This is a genomic window from Rosistilla oblonga (genome assembly GCF_007751715.1).
Taxonomy (GTDB): domain Bacteria; phylum Planctomycetota; class Planctomycetia; order Pirellulales; family Pirellulaceae; genus Rosistilla; species Rosistilla oblonga.
Window position 1 is genome coordinate 464438 of the sequence record NZ_CP036292.1, and the last position, 23949, is coordinate 488386.

Annotated in this window: 12 protein-coding genes; 4 read left to right on the forward strand and 8 right to left on the reverse strand. The window is 59.4% G+C overall.

The features are described 5' to 3' along the window. Window positions 1–13 precede the first annotated feature (13 nt). The 3 genes from CA51_RS01695 to CA51_RS01705 form a co-directional block, all read right to left on the reverse strand. Window positions 14–1081 (reverse strand): lipid-binding SYLF domain-containing protein, encoded by a 1068-nt coding sequence (locus CA51_RS01695; protein WP_145117406.1) that lies wholly within the window; start codon window positions 1079–1081, stop codon window positions 14–16. A 130-nt stretch (window positions 1082–1211) separates the two neighbouring features. Further along, window positions 1212–2504: a dihydroorotase gene (locus CA51_RS01700; protein ID WP_145117407.1), complete on the reverse strand. Its 1293-nt coding sequence runs from the start codon at window positions 2502–2504 to the stop codon at window positions 1212–1214. A gap of 2 nt (window positions 2505–2506) precedes the next feature. Further along, on the reverse strand, window positions 2507–3487 hold the full coding sequence (locus tag CA51_RS01705) for an aspartate carbamoyltransferase catalytic subunit (RefSeq protein WP_145117408.1): 981 nt from the start codon (window positions 3485–3487) through the stop codon (window positions 2507–2509). A gap of 297 nt (window positions 3488–3784) precedes the next feature. Between CA51_RS01705 and CA51_RS01710 the strand changes: the two genes are divergently transcribed. Further along, complete coding sequence (locus CA51_RS01710) at window positions 3785–4294, forward strand: hypothetical protein (protein WP_145117409.1); 510 nt, start codon at window positions 3785–3787, stop codon at window positions 4292–4294. Between the two features lie 86 nt (window positions 4295–4380). Here CA51_RS01710 and CA51_RS01715 read toward each other — a convergent pair whose 3' ends face one another. Further along, complete coding sequence (locus CA51_RS01715; RefSeq protein ID WP_145117410.1) at window positions 4381–5784, reverse strand: DUF1552 domain-containing protein; 1404 nt, start codon at window positions 5782–5784, stop codon at window positions 4381–4383. A 44-nt stretch (window positions 5785–5828) separates the two neighbouring features. Then, complete coding sequence (locus CA51_RS01720; protein WP_231745933.1) at window positions 5829–8552, reverse strand: DUF1592 domain-containing protein; 2724 nt, start codon at window positions 8550–8552, stop codon at window positions 5829–5831. 349 nt (window positions 8553–8901) lie between these two features. Here CA51_RS01720 and CA51_RS01725 point away from each other — a divergent pair, with 349 nt between their 5' ends. Continuing rightward, a complete protein-coding gene (locus CA51_RS01725) occupies window positions 8902–10326 on the forward strand; it encodes an IS4 family transposase (RefSeq protein WP_145117411.1) in 1425 nt (474 codons plus the stop codon). A 180-nt stretch (window positions 10327–10506) separates the two neighbouring features. On the opposite strand, the gene CA51_RS01730 is transcribed toward CA51_RS01725, so the two are convergent. After that, window positions 10507–12144 (reverse strand): ABC transporter permease, encoded by a 1638-nt coding sequence (locus tag CA51_RS01730; RefSeq protein WP_145123961.1) that lies wholly within the window; start codon window positions 12142–12144, stop codon window positions 10507–10509. A 282-nt stretch (window positions 12145–12426) separates the two neighbouring features. Further along, window positions 12427–18336 (reverse strand): hypothetical protein, encoded by a 5910-nt coding sequence (locus CA51_RS01735; protein ID WP_145117412.1) that lies wholly within the window; start codon window positions 18334–18336, stop codon window positions 12427–12429. A 206-nt stretch (window positions 18337–18542) separates the two neighbouring features. Between CA51_RS01735 and CA51_RS01740 the strand changes: the two genes are divergently transcribed. Both CA51_RS01740 and CA51_RS01745 read left to right on the forward strand, forming a co-directional pair. Continuing rightward, complete coding sequence (locus CA51_RS01740; protein WP_197451514.1) at window positions 18543–20147, forward strand: protein kinase domain-containing protein; 1605 nt, start codon at window positions 18543–18545, stop codon at window positions 20145–20147. 276 nt (window positions 20148–20423) lie between these two features. Beyond that, a complete protein-coding gene (locus tag CA51_RS01745; protein WP_145117414.1) occupies window positions 20424–22343 on the forward strand; it encodes an SGNH/GDSL hydrolase family protein in 1920 nt (639 codons plus the stop codon). Between the two features lie 148 nt (window positions 22344–22491). Here CA51_RS01745 and CA51_RS01750 read toward each other — a convergent pair whose 3' ends face one another. After that, window positions 22492–23916, reverse strand: a complete 1425-nt coding sequence (locus tag CA51_RS01750) for an IS4 family transposase (RefSeq protein ID WP_145117415.1) — start codon at window positions 23914–23916, stop codon at window positions 22492–22494. Between the last annotated feature and the right edge of the window lie 33 nt (window positions 23917–23949).

The window sequence follows — 23949 nt, forward strand, 5'->3', positions numbered from 1 at the left end:
GCGACGTCGCTAACTATCGCGCCGGGACTGCCGGGGGCGGAGTTGCCGTGGGAGTCGCTGTGGGGGGCGGAGGCAGTTGCAAGGTTTGGGTGTTTGGTGTGAGCGATTGCTGGTAGTGTTGCAACAGTCCGTAGACCGACTGGAATTCGGGACGCGCGGCCAGTTGTTGGAACTGCGGATTGGTCGCCACCGATTGGAAATGGGCGAGAGTTTGTTGGACTTGTTGCGGCGTGGGGGGCGCACCATCTGCTGTCGCTGAGAAGGGGAGAGCGAGGTAGGTCTTCCATTGTTCGTCGAGCAAGGCGAACAGTTTGGGGGCGATCTGCAGAAGCTGGCCGCGGAGCACGTCCGATTCTTGTGCCGTGTAGCGTTGGGCCAACGGTGGCATCTGGCTTGTCGAGGTCCCTTCGGTGGGAGCGACTCCGGCGGCGTAATTGGCGATCCGCTGCGTCAGCTCTTGTGCCGCTGGCGGGATCACAACCGGTTGTCCCGGCGCTGGACTGCGGTAGTAGGTTCCGGTGGATAGTTGGTCGATTTGCAAGACCGAGCCGTCGATCGCTACGCCCGCGAACAGGCCGCGGCTGCGCGAGTAGGAATAAATCTCTGCCTGTAGTCGTCCGTCGGTCGCCACCGCGCCTTGGAGTCCGACGGGGCCGGCCGCTGCGGCTGCATCGGCACCGATCGTCAGCGTGCCCGACAGGATGCCTTCAACGCTTTTGGCAGTCTTGAATACCAAGACGATGTCCGACGATTGGAGGCCGGCTTGCCAGCCGATGTTGCCACCGGTCAAGGTGATGAAAACCGGAGCGTGCCAGATTCCATTAGGATCGCGAACGAACAGCAGTCCGCGGCCGTGGCGGGCGCCGATAATGAAGCCCCCTTTGATCACATTGGGGATGATCGCCACGCCATGCGCGTCTGTCAGCATCGATCGCGGGATCTGGTTCAGCGACGTCGACATCGCTTGGCTGAGTACCGCCGAGGCAGCGAGTACAATGCCCTCTTCAGCACTTTGGGCGGACGCCGGTTGCGGTGGAGTAGCCAATGCCAGCAGCAAAAAGCAGGTAATGTAGCGAGCCATCCGTGCGTACCTCGAAGAGATTGTTCAATGGGAGTCGATTGTGGTTGAAGCGGTTGCTCAACGCGATCCTCCGATTGTAGTAGATTCCTCGTGGTGGCAGAACAGCGAATTTAGGCCGTTTGTGCAGGGCCTACGCGTGGCGTTCGAAGCGAACTTCACCGCCGACGATCGCATGAGTCGCTTGCCCGAACAGCTCCTTCCCTTCCCAGGGCGTGCTGTTGCTGCGGGATTGAAATTCATCGCCGCGAACGGTCCAGGCGACGTCGGGATCGATGATCACGATGTCTGCTGGCGAACCAGGTTTTAAGCTGCCGCCGGGAACGCCTGCGATCTCGGCGGGGCGAGTCGATAGCCGAGTGATCGCGTCGGGCCAGGAGAGCAGGCCAGAGCGGATCATGTCGGTGTTGATCGAAGCGAGCGTCGTCTCCAGGCTGACCATGCCAAACGGCGCGAGGTCGAGGTCGTTGACTTTCTTTTCGCGAGCCCGCGGCGTGTGCCCGGTGGAGATGCAGTCGATCGTGCCGTCGATCAACGCCTCGCGGCAGACTTCGATATGTCGCTCGTTTCGCAGCGGCGGGCGGACTTTAAATCGCGCGTCGAACGATTCGAGTTCTCTGTCGGTCATCGACGAAAGAGTTTGCGGCCAGACGCTGGCGGAGATGCTGATCCCGCGCTGCTTGGCTCGCTTGATCAGCTCCACGCCTTGCAGAGTGCTGATTGGGCCGATGTGCAGTCGCCCGCCGGTCGCTTCGGCTAGTCGCAGATCGCGGGTCACGGCGAGGTCTTCGGCTTCGGTCGGCAGTCCCTGTAATCCAAGGATCGTCGAGACGCGGCCTTCGTGCATCACGCCGCTGCCGGTCAGTTCGGGGACCAGCGGCAGGTCGTAGATCGGCAGGTCCAGCATGTGGCAATATTCAAGCGCTTTCTTCAGTAGAGCGCTGTTGGACGTCGGCCGCGGTGCGTCGCTGAAACCGACCGCGCCAGCTTCGGCCAGCAGTCCCAGTTCCGCCATGTCGACTCCCTCGCGACCGCGACTCAGGCAAGCGATCACGTGGATTCGGCAGGTGCGAGCTCGCTGCGCCTTTTGGCGAACAAACTCGACAGCGCCGGGGGAATCGATCGGCGGGTAGGTGTTCGCGGCGCAAAGGATCGTCGTGAACCCGCCGGCAAGCGCTGCGTTGCCGCCGGTTTCGATCGTCTCATCCTCTTCGCGACCCGGTTCACGAAGTTCGGTTCCCAGATCGATCAGGCCCGGGGCGACGATTCGGCCGCGGGCATCGATGCGTCGGACGTTTGGCGGCAGGTCGCCATCGTCGGGATTGATCGCCGCGATCAGCCCGCCGGTGACAAGCACGCGGGCCACGCGATCGATCGATTGCGAGGGGTCGACGAGGCGGCCGTTTTCGATCAGCAGTGGTGTCATGGTCAGTGGACGATCGGTTCGCTGGAGGAGGAGTTGTGGGGGGCGTTTGCCAGCAGCCAAAGGGCCGCCATCCGGACCGCGATCCCGTTGGTGACTTGTTCCAAAATCACCGAGTGCGGACCGTCGGCAACTTCGGGCGTGATCTCGACACCGCGATTGATCGGGCCGGGCGCCATGATCAGGATGTCCGATTTGCTGCGACGCATCCGGTCGGCGTTCATCGCATACAGGTTGGCGTATTCGTGAACCGATGGGAAAGGGCGCGTCGTCTGCCGTTCAAACTGGATTCGCAGCAGGTTCAGGACGTCGCACCGCGGCAGGATTTCGTCGAGGCTGTAAGCGACTTCGACATCCAGTTCACGCCAGCGATGGGAAACGAGAGTCGACGGGCCGCACAGGATCACGTGCGCGCCGAGCTTCTTCAGTCCCCAGATGTTCGATCGAGCGGTTCGGCTGTGCGCGATGTCGCCGACAAGCGCGACGGTCAGGCCATCGATGTTCCCGCGATGTTGGCGAATCGTCAGGATGTCCAGCAAGCCTTGAGTTGGGTGTTCGTGAGGGCCGTCGCCAGCGTTGAGGACCGAACAGGAGAGTTCGCGAGCGAGCAGATGGGGCGTGCCGGGTGTTTGGTGCCGCGTCACGACCCAATCGACTCCCATCGCTTCGATCGTCTTGGCGGTATCGATGAACGTTTCCCCTTTGGCGACGCTGCTGCCGGAGGAGGAGAATTCGACGGTGTCGGCCCCCAGGCGTTTGGCGGCCAAAGAGAAACTGTTTCGCGTGCGAGTGCTGTTCTCGAAGAACAGGTTGGCGCAGGTCTTGCCTGCTAGCAGCGACAATTTTTCGCGACAGTTGTTGGTCGCTTCCTTCAATTGTTGAGCGGTGTCTAGAAGTGTCCGCAGCTCATCGACTGAGAGATCTTGCAATCCGAGCAAGTGGCGGCGGTTCCAGCCCGATGGTGGTTCCAGCAAGGTTTTGGACATGGGGCTCAGCTGTCGTGAGGTGGCGGAGTGGCTGTCTGTCGCATCCAATCAAATTGGCGGAGATTCTACCGAAATCTCGGCGAAAGTGTCAGAGGGCTGCTAGCAAACAAATCTGCGGCAATCGGCATAATCGTTAAAGTCTGCCGGGCTTGGCAGCCGATCGGGAATCAAAGTGGAAGCGTATTGCCCGGATTCCGTGGCCTTTGTTTCCCAGCCGGGGGGCTGAGCGAATTGTTCAACGACGCAGCGAATCGCTGCTTGCAAATCCGTATCTACCCGCGATTGGGAAACCTCATCATGTCACCTCGCCGCTCGAATTGCTTGGTCGCTCCCCTGCTGGCTTTCTGCCTGCTGAACACCGGATGTGCTAGCCTGGCGCTCTTTCCGTCGGACGATAGCGATGCACCAAATGAGGCGACGCTACACGAATCGCCCGAGGCTGCGATGTTCCGAGCCGTGCAGACCGCGCGGCAAACCAATTCGATCGTCTTGCAAGTCGAAGGTGCCGAGAAGCCGATGCGAGTGATTCCGCTTCCCACCGATGGGAAGACTGTGTTCATGAACGACCTGCTTCGTCAGACCGGATTGAAATCGAAATACAACGGGCTGGACATCGTCCTGTTGCGCAGCGGTGCCGGTGAGATGGATGGTGTGAAAATGGCCGTCACGTTCGACGGTAAAGGCCGCGTCAGCACCGGTACCGATTACGCACTTCGCCCTGGCGATCGGATCATGGTTCGTAAGGTGCTGAACTCGACGATCCAAAACGTCTTGGATGGACTCATCCCGCCCGTCGCTCGCGGCTAGCGTCGCGCTGGAGTCGAGGCTTCAGCCGAACGCGCACCACGGCTGGATCGGCTAGATCCTCGACACCAACTTCGGTGTCGTTTGAATTAAATGTTGTCGATTGTGCCGGTGCTGTCGGCGAATGATTGAGTTGGCGATCCGAGTCGCTGAAGCATCGTGGCGAACAGGTTCGACAGCGGCGTGTCCTCGTGCGTGACTTTCTTCTGCCATGGCTCTTGCCCTCCGTCCCAAGCACCGCCCTGAGGGTTGCTGCCTGCATGATCGATGTATTGGCCATGCTTGAAGCCCATCTGTTTGCCCCCGGCCAAAATCAGCGGGTAGTTGCGGGATAGATGGAAGGCGCTCGATGCCGATCCAAACAACAGCAGCGTGTTGTCCAGCATCGTTCCCGTGCCGGCCGGTTCGGGAGTCTGTTTCAGCTTGCCGATAAATCGCCCGTATTCTTCGTTGAGGAACTGGCAATAGATGGCAAAGTTCTTCCAGCCGCCAGGATTTTTGGTCTCGTGCGACAACTGATGTGCCAGGTTGAATCCAACGGCGCGAGCTAGGTGATCGCTTCGTCCGACGCCGTTTTCGCGGCCGATCTGATAGGTTGCGACGCGAGTCGAATCGGTCTTGAACGCTAGATAGATCAGCTCGAACATCGTTTGTAGGTACTCGCGAGGTTCGTCGGTCGTCAGTTCCAGGTTCAGGTGATCGCCATCGATCTTTGGCAGTGGAGCGTTGATCCAGCGTTTCGCCTTTTCGACTTTGATCTCCGCTTGGCGGACCGAGTCGAGGTATTCGTCCAGGTTCTGTTGATCGGCCGACGAGAGCGTCTTACGAAGCGAACGCGCATCGACCAGCATGTCGTCCAGTGCGCTGCGGCTGAGTGCCAACCGTCGAGCTGAATCGCCGTCGCTCTTGACGAACAACATGTCGAAGATCTGTTTCGGGCGGTGTTCGGCGGGGATCGCTCGGCCGTTGCGATCGAACGAGATCGTGTGAGCGCCGCGAGCGGTCCCGGTGCCTCCGTCGGTCGACATCACCAACGATGCAAATCGCGTTTGGTCCCCCACAACCTTCACGTATTCTTGATCCAACGAGATCGTGTTTGCGTATTCCATGTCGCCTCCGCCGGTGGCAGCTCCGGTCAGGAACTGGTCCGCGTTGTTGTGGCCATGCGAATTGCGGCTCTTCGGATGCGAGAATCCTGATAAGACGGTTATTTCATCGCGCAGCGGTTCCAGTGGTTGCATGCACTTGGTGAAAGTGAAATCGTCGCCGTTGCGATGGGGGAACCAAGCCCAGTCCTGGTAGGCGGGATCTTCGGCCAGTGGCATCGGAACGCCGTCGGGAAAGTAGAAGCATCCCAGGCGTTTTGGATTCGCGCGGGCTGCCGCGCCACGCGCTACCGGAGCGGCGAGAGATCCAAACATCGGCAGAGCCAACGCGAGGCCCGTCCCTCGCAGGAATCGTCGGCGATCGATGCGGTTCATGTTCAATTTCATAGCGTTGCTCCGCTGCGGTTGGGGGCGGTGAAGTTTGGTTGCGTCTATTGGGTTTGAAACAATTCGCTGGCAATGATTGTCTGAATCATCGTGGCGAGTCCGTCGCCACGGGTTCGTACTTCGGCAGTGATCGTGTCGACATCGGCTCGATCGGCGAACGTCAGTGGCCGCCCGAGCGCGTAGGTGGTCAGCTTGTGGACCATCGCCCCGACAAATTGGTCTTGCCGGTTTTCTAGCAGGAACCGCTTCAAGCCCTCCATCCCGTCGAGCGTCTCGCGGTTGAAAAGTTCGCTCGACGCAGAGACTGGTTTCCCATCGATCTCGTTTCGCCATCGCCCTAAGGCGTCGTAGTTTTCAAATGCGATTCCCCAGGGATCGATCTTCACGTGGCACGACATGCAGGCCGCGTGATTGCGGTGGTCTTCGATCCGTTCCTTCAGCGTCATCTTCGCGATCTCCGGATCAGCGAGATCGATTTGCGGAACCGCGGGAGGCGGTGGCGGTGGCGGATCGTTGAGGATGCTTTCCAGCAGCCAGACGCCTCGCTTCAGCGGATGGGAATCGGGCCAATCGGAATTCATCGCCAACAGGCCGGCCTGAGTCAGGATGCCGCCGAGTTTGAAGTCGCCGTCTAACGCTACGCGGCGGAAATGATTCCCGCGAACCCCCTTCAACCCATAGTGCCGGGCGAGTCGTTCGTTAGCCATCGCGAAATCGGTGTGAATGAAATTCAGGACGCTTTCGTCGTGCTTCAGCACCTCGTGAAACAACGCGATCGGTTCGTGCTGCATCGCTTCTTTCAGCAGCGGATCAAAGCCGCGGACGTTTTGTTTGATGTTCAGGAAATCGAGCAATTGCAGGTCCAGCCACTGGTGGACAAACTGCTTCGCAAATCGCTCGGATCGAGGATCCGCCAGCATCCGTTGGACCTGTTCGGTCAGCGTTTGCGAGTCGGCTAGTTGGCCGCTGTCGGCCAGTTTTAATAGTTCTTCATCGGGTAGGCTACACCACAGGAACATCGATAAACGTGTCGCCAATTCGTGTGGTGAAAGCGGTTGCCGTTCCGATGGAGACTCCGGCGTTTCATCCGCTTGGTCCTGTGCGATGTACAGAAAGTGAGGCGACGAAAGGATCGTTGCCAGGACTTCGGTGACCGCTTCTTCAAAGCTGTTGCATTGCGGTCGCAGTGTGTCGAACAGCTTAAGTTTCCGGTCGAGTTCGTCCTCGCTGACCGTGCGTCGCCATGCGCGGTGCATGAACGCGGCGATGATCTCTCGCGCGTAAGCCGGCTCATCGTCAGCGTTTTTGCTGTCGAAAAAGATCTTCTTGTGGGACGCCGGCGGCCATTGGTCGTAGACCGGCGCGGAGATCTCGACATAGTCGACTTGAATGTCTCCTGGAGAGGGCGTGCTGTTGGCCAAGCGGATGTATTCCGACGGACTGGGCGTCACGCCCATCGGCGACGTCTTCCGCACGGAGTTGCGAGGGTAAATCTCGCCCAGCGGAAAATCCCATTGATAGATCTCCGGTTGGTCGGGCCCAGCGGTGATCAGCGTGTCTTGTTCGCTGACCCGGATCAGTGCTCGCCCCTCGTTGCTCGCTTGCCAACCGAACAGCATCTGCATGCTTGGGGCCGGGGAATCGTCGCTGGTGGTCCGCGAGGCGCGAACGCGAACTCGCATCGTTCCCTCGTCGGGGACTTGGTTCCCAAGTTCTACGATCAGCTTGGTGCCACGATTGGCTGGCAGGACGGCGACCGTATCGAACGAATCGGGAAACTCGGCCGGCGAGTCGGTCGGGGCGAAAGCGTATTTAGCTCCATAGTACTGCCACGTAGCCGCGGCGGTGCGGCCGGTCGACAGTTCGCGAAAGTAGGCTCCGCGATGCGATTGCTTAAACTTCGCATCCAGTTTGTCCAGTTCCTCCTGCTGCTTGGCAGGATCTTCCTTGAACTGTTTGGTTACCTTTTCAATCTCTTTAGCTTGCTTGGGCCATTCGAAGTTAGCCACATCTTTCATCGACACGCCCCAGTGCCGCACGGCCGGCCGCTGGCCGCGAACCGTGGCGCGAGCGAGTGCTGTTCGGGCGATCCGATGATAGGTTTCAAACTGCGAGACCGACATGTGCAGCAGTTCGGAGCTGTTCTGAAAACCGTCCTCCGAATGCGATTCCGGCGGCAGGTCTTTGGCAAAGTCCCAAGGCAGACCCAACAAGTCTTGCAATGCGTAGTTGTATTCGTAACGCGTCATCCGTCGAAACGCAGAATGCCCGCCCGATCGGCGTCGCACAGTCGACGCGACTTGCATTTCATTGGCCAGCCAGTTGACGACCTTTTCGCGATCCTCGTCCGTCAGTTCACCTTCGTCGGGCGGTGGCATTTCGCCTTTACTGATCGCTGCAAAAACTTCGGTCCACCAGTCGACGTCTGCCCCCGACAAGAGATCGGGATCGAGCGTATCGATCCGCACGTTCCCCTCTTGCGCATCGGGGCCGTGGCAATCGAAACAGGCTTGTTTCAAGATCGGCCCAATCGTCTCGCGGAACTCCGCCAGATCCGGCTCTGGATGAGCCGGAGGTTCCGCGCTCGGCTGCGCGTTCTTGAATCGTGACTTCTGTGCGCCAACGGCTTTCAATTCTTCAAGGCTCGGCCGCTCGTCGGCCGCCGACGTATGCAACGCGGCGGAGCACATCGTTAGCAATATCCAAGCGATCAGCGGCAGGAAGCCTTTGCTGTCGCGCAGAGAGTATCGAGTGTTTACGTCATTCATGCGTGAAGGCCGCGCTGATAACGCAGCGGAAGGGCAGGGTGGGGGACCAAATTTGGCGGGCAGGTGGACCGCAATGCACTTGCAGCTTACCGCTCCAGCATACCGCAACCAACTCCGGAAATCACGCGGAAATAGGAGATCGCTAACCTCGCCGACACCTGTTTTCGGCGCCAGCGCAATACCGTTCAGCGAAGGAGCCTCGGACCGTGGGAAGACTTAGCGGCGGGACGTAGTGGTCGAGGTTACGAGCTGTTGATTACCCACAAGTCGCCGCAAAAACAGCTCGTTTTGGCACGGTATTTGCGCTTGTAGTATTTCATTTTGCACAATGAAATCTTAAGGTGAAAGCATGCAACCGACCAGTATCGCATACGAATTTCAAGATATTCAACTTGGAGACAAACGTCTCAACGATCGAGCCGAAGCGTTGCTCGCCTCGCTGGCGGCCAACCCTTCGGCCAGTATCAACGAAGCTTGCAGTGGCTGGGACGAAACCAAAGCCGCCTACCGTCTATTCGATAACCCCAACGTCGATCCCGAAGCCATTCTCGGGGCTCACGCTGAAAAGACACTCCAACGAATCAAAGCCCAAGACACCGTTTGTATCGCACAAGATACCACCGAACTGGACTACACCGCGCATCCGCCCGAAGGCGTCCGTAATCTCGATCGCTTAGGCCGCCGTGGACTTTACGATCATTCCCACATCGCCTTCACTCCAGAGAAACTTTGTCTCGGGGTGGTCGGTGTTAAGTTCTACGATCGCGACAAAGAAACGCTCGGCACCAGCAAGAAGCGAGAAGGCCAACCCCTACACACCGGCGAAGGGCAACGATGGCTCGATGGTTATCGCAAGGCCTGCGAGATCGCCGGGAAATGTCCTGAAACTCAGATCGTTTCGCTGGCCGATCGCGAAGGAGACATCTACGACATTTTCGTCGAAGCCGATCAGCATGAAACACCGGCTCAGTTCGTCATTCGCTCGCAGCGAAAACGCTCGTTGCCGGAGAAAGACCCCGATGGCGGGCCTGCGGCTTATAGGAAAATGCGTGCCGAAATCGCATCCGCCCAGCCGGTCGCTTACCGCGAAGTCCAGCTTCCCCAAACGCCCAAGCGAACCAAAGGATCAGGAAACAAACAACACCCCGGCCGTGAAGCACGCACTGCGAAGTTAGAAATTCGAGCGAAACGGATGACTCTTCGTGCGCCACACAACAAGCAGTCTTCGATGCCGCCGGTCGAGATCAGTGTCGTTTGGGTGAGCGAGATCGATGGCCCAGGCGACGGAACCGAAGTCGACTGGCTGTTACTGAGTTCTCTGCCGGTCGACACGATTGCCCAGACGCTGCGGATTGTGGATTTGTATGTGGCTCGTTGGCCAATCGAAGTATTCTTTCGAGTTTTCAAAACTGGCTGCCGGGTCGAAGAGATTCAACTCGAAGCGAGAGACCGACTGATCCGCGCGTTGATGTTTTACAAAGTGATCGCATGGCGGATCATGTTTGTGACCTTCTTAGGCCGCGAGTGTCCAGAGCTTCCCTGTGATGTCGTCTTCAGCGAAGCGGAATGGAAGTCGGTCTGGAAAGTGGTGGAAAAGACGGCTCCCCCAAAGCAAGCTCCTGAGCTGTCACAATTCATCCCGGTCCTTGCGACCCTTGGCGGCTACAATCACCGCGAAGGCGACGGTCCGCCGGGAGCCGAAGTGATCTGGCGAGGCACGCGGCGAATGCTCGACTTCGCCCTCTGCTGGCAAGCCTTCGGACCAGACCAATGACTTGTGGGTAATCGACAGGAGGCTACGAGTCCCAGCGATTTGGTCTGATGCAAAAGGACTCGTAACCTCGTCCACTACGCTTCGTTGAACGGTATTGGTCGCCAGCGCTTGTCGGCTGAATATCAAAACCGTCACCTCATAGCGTTTTTGTGCTGCGGGGTAGGGGAGGGCAGGGCGGTGTCAATCGCCGCTGACGCGCCAGCGGGCTCGGAATAGCCAGATCATGATCCCCATCATGCTCGCTAGCAGGCAGATCGAAACGCCGAAGTAGGCGGCCAGAAGCGATAGGTCGCCGGCGTTGGCGATCTCGCTGCCGTCGAGACTCAGGTCGGCGTTGAGCGGCACCGAAATGGCCGCCACAAACGGACTCGCCACGCCCCACCAACGCGAGGCGTCGATCGTCTCGGGCGAGAAGTTGAGGATCCCCATCAACAGCACCGCCGCCACGGGGGCGACATATAAAATCAACAGGCTCAGATAGGTTGCCATCAGGCTGGTCGAGGTCTTGTGGAAGACGGTTGAACAGAACAACGCAACGACCGAATCGACTAAACAGACCATCAGCACGATCGCGAAGAACGACAAGACCGCCAGCCAATTGGTCCAGTATTGCGGGACCATCAGCGTCGCTAGCAACAGCGGCCACAGCAGGAAGGAGGTCAGGACGGCGGAGATTCGAAAACCGGCGACCAGTTTGCCCCACAGGATCTTCCAAGGGGTGATCGTGGTCGTCAGCAACAGGTCCAGCGTCTGGCGTTCGCGTTCGCCGGTCACGCTGCCGGCCGAAAAGACGGGGCCGACAAGCATGTTGAAGACGACGACATACACGGTGTAGAAGGCGCACAGGTGCGAGCGGGCGAACAATAACAACGCCATCAACGGGATCGCCAACAGCATGCTGATCTGGATCACCAGTCGCAGCATCAGCGTTCCTTGGCTGAAGATCTCGCTGTGGATCTCTTTGTCGTAGACCGGGTTGGCACCGTCAGCCATCAATTCGCGGCGACGCGGCGGCGCGAACAGTTTGTCGGGGAACTGGTCCCGTTGGATGACAAGGCCGACCGCCGTTTCGGCTTCGCGGTCCAGATCGACCACCTCTTTTCCTTCGCTCCCCATGTCGGGCGGATACAACATCCGGGCCGCCGCGTTGGCGCACAGCAGCAAAACCAAGGCGATCCCGAAAGCTGGGATTACGGTTATGGCGAGGTTCAGACGCAGCGCCCCTTCCTGTTCCAAGCTGGTCCAGAAGAGAACGCCTAACATCACCAGCGGTAGGATCACGAGATAGCTGACGACCAGCGATGCCGACGTGCGGCCGAAGTAACTGCTGCAGGCGACGCCGATCGCACCAAAACAAACGACCGACACGATCAGCCCGAGGTAGGCGGCTAGCACTTCGTAGATGCTCACGCCTCCCAGCGGCAGGCACAACACGATGATCGGCAGCGAAGCGACGATCAACATGCCCAGGTGGGTCAACGAAGCGACCATCTTGCCGAACACGATCGCGGTCGGACGCAGCGGGCTGGCCAGCAGCATCTCGTATGTCTTGCGTTCTTTTTCGCCGGTGATCGTGCCGGCGGCAAAGCTGGGAGCCATCAGCGACGCCAGCACGTATTGGCCTAAGAAAAAGAGATCGACCAGCTTGCGAGCACTCGGCGGGTTCTGCGTCAGGTCCAACTTCTCGTCGGTCGGCCAGGCGACCAACACGACCGCGGCCAATAGCACTTGGTAGAGTGCCAGCAGGAAAAAAGCCCGATGCGTGCGGAGGTTGACGAGCAGTTCGCGTTGCAGGACGGGATTTTCAAACACAAACACGGGATCGATCCGTAGACGCAAGCAGTGGGAATGAAAAGTGCATCGTATCGTAGTGGATCTTGTTAAAAGATCCGTCAGCGCAGAGGATCTTTCAACAAGATCCACTACGTCTAAAAGGTTCTTCGCAACAAGGATCTTTAACAAGATCCACTACGTTTAGATCGGCTTGGAGACGTAGCGCCGGTCGGAGATGGCAATAACGAAGCGTTTGTTATAGTCGCAAACCGCGACCCTCGCACGCTGCCATCGTCGACTTTGCCGCTTCGCCCGCGTGACACTGCCTCACGCTTCCCATTGGTTCATCCGCGTCGCGATCCGCCGCAGCGTCTCTTTATGCTTTTCGATCGCCATCAGCCCGGCCAGCAACATCAGTCCCATCGTGATTCCAAACGCCCACCACGGCCAAACTTGATCGATCGCTCGCCCCGCGTGCCAGACCATGCTGATCAGCCCGACGACGACAAATCCGGTGCCGAGATAGAGGAACGCCCGCACGTGCATCACCACGCCGATCGCGATCCCGGCAAAAGCCAACAGGATCAGCACGATCGGCCCCCAGATGCTCGATCCAATCTGCTGGACGATCATGTCGGCGGTGCTACTGATATAGATCGTCAGCGTCGCCGCATAGCGAACCGCCGTGACGATCTGCGGTTGCAGGCGTTTGCGTTCGGCATGCACCGCGCCCAAGACACAGGCCGCCGGAGGAATCAGCCACAATTGCGGATGCTGCAGAAATCCCCAGCCGGGATTCTGAGTCAACGTTACCCACAACGCGGCGTTGGCCGCGATGATCCCGGCGACTCGCGTGATCCGATCTCCCGGCCAAAGTGCTGACAAGGCGAGATAGAAGACCGCCGCCAGCAACAGGACCACGTTGTACTGAATCTCGCTATCGGCAAAGATCCAGTCCTGTCCGCGTCCGGTCAGCCAGAATCCGACCAGCGGAATCAACGGCAGGAAGAGAGCTGAATTGCGCAGCGGTCCCAGCAACACTGCGTCCTCGCGTCGCTGAGCCCATGTCGATAGGCCGGCGCTGACAAAGGCCAGTGCCATCACGATGTAAGGCCAATATTCCCGCAGTCCCAGCGTGTCGGGCTGGCAGGCGAGTTTGTTCGCCACGGCCAGCAGCATCAAGACTTGAGCGGCGTAGACGAGTCCTTGGCGATGGGGAATCGTTAACCGTTCGGCGGCGGAGGCCAGGAACTTTCCAGGAGCGATCGCGATCAGCAGCGCGAGCAAACTGAACAACGCGATCACCAGAGAGGTTCCGACGACCAGGATCGTTGGGATCTGAGGGATCCCGACGCCATCGGTTCGCAGGACAACTTCCATCGCTAGCAGGCCGAACAATGCGATCGTCGCAACGCTCGCAGAAAAGATCGCAGACCGCCGGATCGGGGTGCTCCAACGATCGGGATCGAGCGCCAGCAGACGCGGGGCAACCCAGGCGACCAGCGGGATCAACCACACCGACGCGATGAACAGACGCATCGTTTGGGCGAGGGCTCGCGCTTGGCCGAGGTCGACGCCACGCACATCGGCGACCGAACCAAACATCGCCGCGATGCACAGCGAACCAACCGCCAGGGTTCGTAGCGTGTGCGAGGTGCTGTTGCTGCCGATTCGGCCGATCGCGATCGCACAGGCGATGATCGCTCCGATCCAGACCCAACGCCACAGCGGCTCGCCATGTTCCAAGATCGCCGCGGCGGTTCCAAACATTGCGAACAGCAGAGTCGCGATTAATAGGCCACTCAACTCGCGCCGCATCCCCGTTTCGCTGCCGGTTCGCCAGGGGATTTGTCGACCGGCAAGGAAGCGACTGAGCATCCGATGCAGCGGCCACAACCACGCGGCGATTGCTGCAAGCATGCCAAGCGTTAGTCCCGCGATCGCGGAGAACGCTCGCGAGTCGTGCTGCCAATGCGACGCGACGAGCATCACGGTCGCGGTCGATAGGCAGGCTGTGATTAGGTAAGCAACGGTCACTTGCCCGCGGCTGTCCCAGCGAATCGTCGACGCCGCGATGGCCAACAGGCCGACCGGCAACAGCAGGACCGCGGTGTTTCCCATCCGTTCGATCGCGTGAACGCCAAGTTCAAAGCAGTTCGATGCGATCGCTGGCGTTAGGATCGCCAACAGTATCGTCCCAACAAACAGAAGTACCGTGTCGATCTTGAACTTCAGCAGTTCACTGGTCGGAACCGATCGTTTGTAAAAGACAAACCGCAGCCGCCAAAGCACGCCGCAGAACAGCAGCCAGACGATGGCGATCAGGATCGTTGCGAAGAAGTACCGGTTGCCAACGATCATCTGCCAAGCGTTCGACGCATATTCATCGACTGCCCAGGTCAGCAGGATTCCCGAAACGATCGGCACTCCGCTGATCAGCCGGATGCCGCGACGCGATCCGCGATGCAGCGTGACCGCCAGTCCGACCAGCGTGCCGATCGCCCATGGGATCAGCCAAAAGTTAGCTCGTGGCGCGTCCAATGCAACGCTCGAAAGGCCGCTGGCAATCAGCAGCCCCGATCCGACCAGCGGGATCGCGACGGAGCGGCGGCTTGGCGTCGCATTCGCAACGCTGACCACGGCGGCAAGGACCGTGGCGGCCGACCAGATCGATAACATCACCCCCCACGCGACCGTCACATCTTCGGAGCGCCACGAGGTCCAGGCGATTGCCACCGTCGGAGCTGCCAGCGTCATCCATCCCGCCGCGTCGACGAGGCCTCGCTGACGTCGGCTGGCGATAAACCAAAACGCTCCCGCAGCGATCACGAGTGTGAGCCCCATCGCGTTGCCGATGGTCGATACGAGCAGTGCCGGGACGCCTTGTACATTCCAGGCGATCTCGCTCGCCGTCACGACGCCCGAGATCAGGCTGGCCGCGATTCCGATCGAGGCAAGTTGAGAGGTCGCTGTTGGCCAAGCATCGGGCCAGATCCGGAGGACCGGCAGCGAAAGGGGCGGCATGACGCTGGGTGCTTCCTGTTGCCAGCGTTGCAGACAGCGGATGACTCCGGTTTGTTCGGCGATCCGTTGAAACGCAGCGAGAGCAAAACAGCTGAGGCCTAGCAGGTGCAGGCTGTTGACGGCGAGTCCTGCGGGCTGGCCGATCGCTGCGATCCCAGCGGTCATGATTCCGATGATGCCAACGGCCGCCGCTGCCAACGAAAAATCGGCTCGCCGATACCAGGTCGCCTGCACCGCGAACCAGGCCGAAGCCAGCAGCGCGATTGCGGGAGCGACCCAAGCGGCGATCGGATCGATCGTGCCGCCAGAGATCAGCGGTTGCCAGATGCCAAAGACCAGCAGGGCGGTCGTGGGAATGCCTGCCCACAAAGCGGCGGAGGTCCGCTGGCTCGCCATCAGGCCGTTTTCGATCGAGCTGGCGAAAATCGTTTTCCGGATCGTTGCCGTTCGGATCGAGATGCCTATGGCGATGGCAAACGCCAGTGTCGCCGCAGCCAACGTCGGGACTTGGAATGCGGATGGAGAGAGCGTTACGGCCAGCCATCCGATCGCCGCGTAAGAGAGCCACAGCAGCATGACCGCCGCGCTGCGAAGCGTATCGGCAAAGCGAAGACGGCCGCGATGGTGCACTCCGATCGCCGTCGTTGCCGCGGCAAACAGGATCGCTGCGAATGGAGTGATTCCGAATCGTTGCCAGCCGACGATCCAAGCTGCCGGCTCGTCTGCCGAGTCGGTCGGCGCGATGTACAACCCGATCGCGATCAGGGCGGTGGTCGACGCGAGGAGGATGCTGGACAAGCTGCTGGCAAAGCCAAGCTGTCGATGGAGGCCGATCGGATGATCTTCTGCGTTGGGCCAAGCGGTTCGGGCTACGAATTGGATCGCGTGCCAGAGCAGGGCGTAGCTGCCGGCGACCGCGACCAGCATCCAAAACACGGTGCCGTCGATCCAATGAAGTCCCGTGGTAAACAGTGTCGGTTGGTAGGCGTGCAGACCCAGCGTCAGCCCGAGCAATCCAATCGCTTGACCACAGGCGAACCATGCTCGCTGCGCCCCGCGGGTGGCAGCGAGGATCCAGACGATCGCGGTGGCGGAGACCATCGCGGCGCTGCGGATTGGTTCCAAGGGAACGATCAAAACGGCAAAGCCTATCGCCAGGAGGCCCGTTCCTTGGTGCCAGCGGTCGCAATTTTGCAACCGTTGTTCGCTCGGATCGATGTTCGAAACGCGAGGCAAGAAACGCCAAAACAATGCCAGGGCGAACATGCAAATCAGCAGTAGGCTGGCCGCGCTGGAGGCGACAAGGAGCAGCGTCTCCAGCGAGTTGAGCCATTGCGTTTCGGGGCGGCATGCAGCGATGCTGAAGGCAGCCAACCCAAGGCCGCTCAAGTGGATCGCGGCAGGTTGCTTCCAGGCTCCCGCCAGGCCGATCGCGAGCGACTGGATCAACAAGATCGCCAGGATGACGGTCGCCGAGATCGATCCGCTCCAAGCGACCGGACCGATCGCAACGGCGGCTGTGACGGCGAGCCCCAACACCGCAGCGATGCCGCCGACGATCGCCGGTGGCCGCATCCAGTCGGATTGTTTGCGTAGCGTTGCCGCAATGGCTGCGAAGCCCGCCGCGATCAATGGCAGCAGGATCGCACTCTCCCCCGAGACCAGTCGTCGCCACAACGGGAAGCTCGGCTCCCAGCCGGTTCCCATGATCGCGTTGCCCGCGATCAACAGCAGGCCGATCGCCGCGGTGGCACTGGCGACATACAGCATCGTCGGCACGCGAAGGGCGATTGCAAGTGCGATCGAAAGGCCGGCGCAAAGAGCGGCCCAGGCGATCAGGTGCGTTTGCGAACCGAGCGTCGCGGGGAACAACGCTGCGACGATCACTCCGGCGATCATGATCGTGGCGGTCGCCATCAATCGCAGCACGCTGCTCGAATCACGCGTGAATCGGTTTCGCAAGACGCCGCCGCAGGCCATCAGTGCCAGCACCGCAGGCAGCATGCCAAAGGTCAGCGGCACGATCGATGTCAGTCCTCGCGGCAGGTGGAAGGCAAAAAATCCGCTGACCACCGCCAGCGTGTAGATCGCCATTCCGGCCAGCAGTCCAAATCGCCAGCCGGCTGGTGTCGACATCGGTCGGTCGCGTTTGCGGATCAATGCGGCGACGATCGCTGTTCCAATCACCGCCGACGGCAGCAGGTTCAACCAAGCTGCATCGACATTCCAGTGTCGGACAGCGGCCGGAATGAAGGGCATCAAAAACGAAGGGCCGCCAACGGCGAGACTCATCTGCCAGCGGTCGCGTCCGAAAATCGCTCGCCCGGCCAACCACAGCATCAGGCTGTAAGCGATCGTTGCGATCGCGATCACGGCCAGAGTCAGCGGCTGCGTCAACTGGACCGATCCGCCGTCGCCGGTGGCCAGCGCGATCCCCGCGACGACGTTCAGCGGAATCAGCAGCGTGACGATCACCAGCACCGCACGGCTGGTCTCTTTCAGATTCCACTTTCGCAGCGTGTACAGTCCCGCCGCTTCGATGCCCGCGGTTCCCAACAAAAAGACCAGCGATGGCAGCAAGCGGTGCGTCTGCTGCATCGTGCTCCATAAACTGATCACCAACCCGACGCTGCAGATCACGATCAGCAGTCCCGCCAGCAGTTCGCCCCAACGGATGTTGTTCGATGCCAGGAAGCTTTGCAGTACGGCTCCCATCGCCCGCCGCGGTTTGTTCGGAACAGCTGTCGCCGCCGCGACGAATTCCGGTTCCTCTTCGGGCGATCGGTCCAGTGGATGTCGTTCCACGGCTGCCGGCGCATCTGCAGACGTTTCGGCCGGTTCACGCGAATCGATCCGCGGTGGCGTGAGCGATTGCGGGGGAACGATTTCGGCGATGATCGGTTCGGGATCGGCGGCGGTCGAAGAGCCGCCGAGCTCTTCGGTTGGCTCGGGTTCCGCGTTCGCGGGCGTCGCCAAGCCGGCGAGCTCTCGCAGGCGTCGATGCTCTGTTTCGGTCAGCTTTCCCTGCCAATACATCGACGCGAGGATGCGGCTGAACGAGAGCAGGTCTTCGTTGCGGTCGGGCGCTTTATGCGAAGTTTTTTGCGGGTCGTCGAAAATCTTACGAATCAGGAAGGCCGCGACGACCCAGATGCCATGTCCGACGAGGGTCACAATCGTCATGATCAGCAGGAAGAAAAAGAGCGGTTCCATGGCGACATCGCGTTGTAACGGTTGTTTGGTTTTGAGCAGCTGGCGGCGTGCGGCAGCTCCCGCTTGTAAGTATGGCTTACGCAGTAGAGCCCAGCGACGGACGAACGTTGCGCACCCAGGTGTCGATTGACCCGTTGTGGCAATCGGTGGACAATGGATCCCACGCCGATCGCCCTTTTTCGCCTCTGCATGTACCGAGAACGCTGTTGTCCGACGACGCTGAATTTGACGAATTGCTGGGGGAGATCTTTGAAAGGATCGAAGCCGGTTCAGCTCCTTCGCCCGAAGAGTATCTGCAACGTTATCCGCAGTTTGCCGACGAATTGACCGAGTTCTTTCGCAATCAGGCTTGGTTCGCTGCACCCGCGTTGGCCGAAACGCTTGCCGGCGATTCCGAACCGATGGTCGCCGCGTCGTTTGTCGGTTGCGAGGTCGGCCCGTATCGATTGATCGAGGAGATCGCTCGCGGTGGGATGGGAGTCGTCTATCGCGCACTGCAAACGGAACTCAACCGCGAGGTGGCGGTGAAGTTGATCAGCAGCGGCGCGATGGCGTCGCCGGAAGAACTGCGACGGTTTCGCCAGGAAGCCGAAGCGGCGGCTCAGTTGCATCATCCGAATATCGTGCCGATCTACGACGTCGGCAGCTGGCGCGGGCAGACCTACTTTTCGATGACCTTGATCGAAGGGGAATCGCTGCAGGACTGGGTCGCGTCGCGGCGATGCACGATCCAACAAGCGGTTGTGGCGGTTCGCGAGATCGCCCGCGCGGTCAGTTATGCACATCGCCGCGGGATCGTGCATCGCGATCTGAAGCCGGCGAACATCTTGGTCGATGGCGAGGGGAAGCCGATGCTGACCGATTTCGGATTGGCCAAGTGGCATCGCGACGGATCGGCGCTGACGCAGACCGGCCAGATCTTGGGGACGCCGAACTACATGAGTCCCGAGCAGGCGAGCGGTTCGACGAAGATCGGCCCGTCGGCGGACATCTATGCTTTGGGAGCTGTCCTCTATTCGCTGTTGACCGGCCAGCCTCCTCATTGTGGCGAATCAACTGTCGAGATTTTGACCAAGGTGATGGGGTGCGAACCGGTTCCGCCACGCGAACTGAATCGCGAGGTCTCGTCCGATCTGCAGCGGATCTGCATGGAGTGTTTGAACCATGATCCGAAGGAACGCTACGCCACGGCGGCGGAATTAGCCGACGACCTCGATCGCTATCTCAACGGCGATTCGATCTCCGCCGGCCATTCGGGAATGTTCTTGGAATTGGCTCGCACGCTGCGCCGCGACCAGCATTACGAACACTTCCGCAATTGGGGCAAGGCGTTGGTCTTGATGGGGCTGAGTATCTTTCTGGCTCACGTGGCGATCTTCGTGTTGGTTCGCCGCGGCCATTCCGATTGGGCCGCCTACTGGACGCCACGCTGCTACATGGCGGTCGCGCTGACGGCCGTTATCTATTATTACCGCAGCGGGGCGTTGCGGGCGCGGAGCGTTGCCGAGCGACCGATCTGGTCGATTTGGATGGGGTACCTTGTCGCCTTGGGAACGATGAACGCGATCTTGACGCTGCGTGGGACCAGCCAAGTGGAAGTCTTTCCGTTTGCGTCGACCTTGGCCGCGTTTGGCTTCGTCGCATTGGGAGGCCACGTCTGGGGCGGCAGCTATTTATTGGGCGGCCTGTTTGTCGTCAACGCCCTGGTTTCAGTCTTCATCGGGCAATGGGCGATCTTGTCCTTCGGAGCCTGCTGGCTGCTCGCCCTAGCGGTGTTGGCGTATCGCTACCGCAAAGATGCCGCGTCGTAAAACGGTGGGCATAGCGCTTTGGCTCCGCCCAGAGATGTGTCCTGCGGCGCGAGCCGCAGGATCGTAGGCCGCGATCGATCAAATGGGAGGGCCGCCGGAGGCGGCGACAGGTGCGTCTAAATCTGTCGCCGCGTCCGCGGCTACGGAGGCGGTTTGATCGCGGAGAAAACGTCACCCAGGCCGGAGATTGCTTGTGTCGAGAATCTTTTACGGCAGAATAGAGCTTCATCTGAAAATCACCAGCCGCGGCACCAAGTCAATAAGCGAGTACGACACATGCTTAAACCTTTTACAAAATACAACCTTCGGCAACTTGTTGGCGTGTGCTGCGTGCTGCTGTTTACTGCCGGCTGGATGGTGGCCGATGCCGATGATTTGAGTGCTGACCAGGTTGGGACGCGTCCCGTCACGATCGTCACGTTAGGTGATTCGATTACCAAAGGGGTGCGATCGGGAGTGACGGCGGAGCAGACGTTTGCCGCACTGGTCGAGAAGGGGCTGCTGCAGAATGGGGTTAAGGCACGCGTCGTGAATGTTGGTATCGGTGGTGAGCGAACCGATCAGGCATTGAAGCGGCTGGATCAGATTGTCGAACTTCCGGCTGAGAAGAAACAGCTTGCCGCGAACTCCACCATGCAGCCCGATATCGTGACGATCATGTACGGCACCAACGATAGTTATGTGGATAAAGGGAAGACGACCAGTCGGATCACTGTGGATGCGTATCGCGACAACTTGCAGACGATGGTTGTTGAGCTGCTTCGGCGTGGCATTCTTCCTGTCTTGATGACGGAACCGCGTTGGTCCGAAAAAGCGTCGGTCAATGGTGTTGGTGAGAATCCGAATGTTCGTCTGGAGCCATTTGTGGTTGCCTGTCGTGAAACGGCTGACAAGTGGCGCGTTCCGTTGATCGATCATTTTGCTGCTTGGACCGAGGCCGGCGACGCTGGTACCAATCTGCACCAATGGACCACCGATGGCTGTCATCCGAATCCGACAGGGCACCAGAAACTTGCGGATTTGATGTTGCCGGTACTGCAGCAGGCGGTGGGGCCCGAACTGAAGACTCGCCAGAAACTGGCCGCCGGAAAAAACGTACGCGTTGTCTGTTTTGGCGACAGCGTAACCGGGGTTTATTATCACACCGGCAGCCGCCGGGCGTATACCGACATGCTGGGGATCGCTCTGCAGCAAGCCGCGCCCCAGGAGAATATCGAAATGATAAACGCAGGGATCAGCGGCCACACCACCGAAAATGCGTTAGCTCGCATCGATCGCGATGTCATCGCTCACCAACCCGATCTGGTCACTGTCATGTTCGGCCTGAACGATATGACGCGAGTGCCACTGGAAAAGTACAGCGAGAATCTGAAAGCGATCGTCTTGAAATGCCAGGCCGCTGGCAGCGAAGTCGTTCTGGCAACTCCGAATTGTGTCACGACGACTGCCGATCGTCCGACGGAAAAACTAATTCAGTATTGCGACGCCATTCGTCAGGTTGGCAGCGAATTGAACGTTCCCGTCTGCGATGTGTATCGAGAGTTGGACGCGGTTCGAGAAGATGCGGCGTTCGAATGGCGACTGTTGATGAGCGACCCCATTCACCCGAACATGGCGGGGCACAAGCGGATCGCTACCTGTCTTGCTCAGTCGATCACTCGGCAGCGTCAGTCCCTCGACGACGTGCCTGCTCCGGCGAATCCTGTTGATAGAACTCTGGAGTCGCTGAGCGAAGGAAACCCGGTTCGAATCCTCGCCATGCCTCCCTTTGACAAATCGATTGCCCCGGCACTTCGGACGTTCTATCCCGACGCTGAAATCACAGTCGATACGTGGCCGACCGAAAAACTTACGCTTGCCGAAATTGAAGCTTCTGCCAAGGGACGCGTCAGATCGCTAAAGCCCGACCTTGTCCTGATCTCCGTACCTCGCAGCGCCGCGTCTGACAGCGACGAAGCGTTTGCCGAGTCTTACGCATGGATCATGAACTGGTCGTTGAACTTCGGCTCACCGACCTGGGATGTTGTCGTCGCGCATCCTGCGGTGGCTGATATGACTTCGGAGCTTACCCAACGCGATGATTTGGTTCGCCGATTGGTTGGTGCCCAGGACCTGTCGCTGATCGACCGCCCCGCCGGCAGCACAGCCACTGCGGAGGAAATCCTGCTTCAGTGGCTGCAGCAGTTTGCGAAGTAAACATCGATGAAAAACAAGTGGCTAGCGGGGCGTTGAAATACTCCATCAATAACCTGCTAAGTAGGTCGCATTCTGTTTTTTCGTTTAACCGTAATGCCGTTCAACGAAGCGTAGTGGACGAGGTTACGAGCTGTCGATTACCCACAAGTCATTGGTCTGGTCCGAAGGCTTGCCAGCAGAGGGCGAAGTCGAGCATTCGCCGCGTGCCTCGCCAGATCACTTCGGCTCCCGGCGGACCGTCGCCTTGGCGGTGATTGTAGCCGCCAAGGGTCGCAAGGACCGGGATGAATTGTGACAGCTCAGGAGCTTGCTTTGGGGGAGCCGTCTTTTCCACCACTTTCCAGACCGACTTCCATTCCGCTTCGCTGAAGACGACATCACAGGGAAGCTCTGGACACTCGCGGCCTAAGAAGGTCACAAACATGATCCGCCATGCGATTACTTTGTAAAACATCAACGCGCGGATCAGTCGGTCTCTCGCTTCGAGTTGAATCTCTTCGACCCGGCAGCCAGTTTTGAAAACTCGAAAGAATACTTCGATTGGCCAACGAGCCACATACAAATCCACAATCCGCAGCGTCTGGGCAATCGTGTCGACCGGCAGAGAACTCAGTAACAGCCAGTCGACTTCGGTTCCGTCGCCTGGGCCATCGATCTCGCTCACCCAAACGACACTGATCTCGACCGGCGGCATCGAAGACTGCTTGTTGTGTGGCGCACGAAGAGTCATCCGCTTCGCTCGAATTTCTAACTTCGCAGTGCGTGCTTCACGGCCAGGGTGTTGTTTGTTTCCTGATCCTTTGGTTCGCTCGGGCGTTTGGGGAAGCTGGACTTCGCGGTAAGCGACCGGCTGGGCGGATGCGATTTCGGCACGCATTTTCTTATAAGCCGCAGGCCCGCCATCGGGGTCTTTCTCCGGCAACGAGCGTTTTCGCTGCGAGCGAATGACGAACTGAGCCGGTGTTTCATGCTGATCGGCTTCGACGAAAATGTCGTAGATGTCTCCTTCGCGATCGGCCAGCGAAACGATCTGAGTTTCAGGACATTTTCCGGCGATCTCGCAGGCCTTGCGATAACCATCGAGCCATCGTTGCCCTTCGCCGGTGTGTAGGGGTTGGCCTTCTCGCTTCTTGCTGGTGCCGAGCGCTTCTTTGTCGCGATCGTAGAACTTAACACCGACCACCCCGAGACAAAGTTTCTCCGGCGTGAAGGCGATGTGGGAATGATCGTAAAGTCCACGGCGGCCTAAGCGATCGAGATTGCGGACGCCTTCGGGCGGATGCGCGGTGTAGTCCAGTTCGGTGGTATCTTGTGCGATGCAAACGGTGTCTTGGGCTTTGATTCGTTGGAGTGTCTTTTCAGCGTGAGCCCCGAGAATGGCTTCGGGATCGACGTTGGGGTTATCGAATAGACGGTAGGCGGCTTTGGTTTCGTCCCAGCCACTGCAAGCTTCGTTGATACTGGCCGAAGGGTTGGCCGCCAGCGAGGCGAGCAACGCTTCGGCTCGATCGTTGAGACGTTTGTCTCCAAGTTGAATATCTTGAAATTCGTATGCGATACTGGTCGGTTGCATGCTTTCACCTTAAGATTTCATTGTGCAAAATGA